General features: G+C 63.0%; 1 protein-coding gene. It reads right to left on the bottom strand.

What is annotated here, in order from left to right:
• A partial coding sequence (locus ACFP9U_RS25165; RefSeq protein WP_378625626.1) for a DUF6923 family protein occupies positions 1 to 1,092 on the bottom strand: 1,092 nt, incomplete at both ends.

Genomic DNA, 1,092 nt, shown 5'->3' with positions numbered 1-1,092 from the left:
GAGTTCGCCGGTGAAGCTCAGCGGCACCTGCATGGTCAGCGTGAAAGTGACCGACGACTCGGCGGGCAGGTTCACCGGCGCGTCGACGATGTCGCCGGTGCCGTTAGCCACGTTGCAGACGGCGCCGTTCGTCGGGCTGCCGCAGGTCCAGGTCGCATCGGTGATGCCGGCGGGGAGCGCGTCGTTGACGCGCGCGTTTTGCACGCCGAAGGGGCCATTGTTGCTGACGAGGATGGTGTAGATCACCTCGCCGCCGCGATCGTAGGTCTCCGAGCCGTCGTCCTTGTCGATTTCGAGGTCGGCGTCGAGCAGCACCGCCGTCGTCGGGCACTTGGCGCCGTCACCGGCGCCCGACGGCGCATTGGATATCAGCGTCGCATCGCCCGTCACGGGATCGAACTGGTAGAAGGCTCCGGTATTGAGACGGCCGAAAACGCCGTTGGTGGCGCTGATCATCGACCCGAAGCTGCCGGTGATGCCCGTCTGGCCGATCTGGTCCACGGCTCCTGTATCGGGATCGATCGAATAAAGAAAGCCGTCGCTCTGGTTGTGCGCGTAAATCAGCCCGTCGTGCCAGGCGAGATCCCCGTGGTTGATGCCCTGGTCAAGGTCGATAGCCGTCGCCGTCGGCGAATTCGGATCCGACACGTCGACGCGCCACATCCTTTCCGTGAACCCACCGTTGTGCTTGAGGTAGAGGAAGCCGTCCGGTCCGACCACGCCAGAGGCGATCCACCGCTGATAATTAGTACTGGCGGTGCCATAATCCTGGTTGATGCCCCCACCGATAATGTCGCCGAATTCCCGCACAACACCATTGCTGTCGATGCGCTGAAGAACGTGCCTTTCCCGAACCGAGTCCCAGCGCGACGCGTAGATGAAGTTGTCCTGGGGGCGGTAGCCCATGCCGTTGTAGCGGGGGCCCGGATCGCCGATGGTCGGAAAGTTGAACGGATTATCGCTTGTGTCGACGCTGTGGAGCTGCACCTCACTATTATCCGCGCTGTATATCCCGAGATACATGGTCGACGTACAGGCGGCGAACGGGGTCTGCGCCTGCGCTTGCGCGTCCGTGGCCGATACCGTCAGAAG

Origin of the sequence: Nitratireductor sp. GCM10026969, from assembly GCF_042660605.1 — a bacterium.
Taxonomy (GTDB): Bacteria; Pseudomonadota; Alphaproteobacteria; order Rhizobiales; family Rhizobiaceae; genus Chelativorans.
The sequence above is the reverse complement of the archived record's forward strand: the minus strand, read 5'-3'. Positions and strand labels throughout refer to the sequence as shown.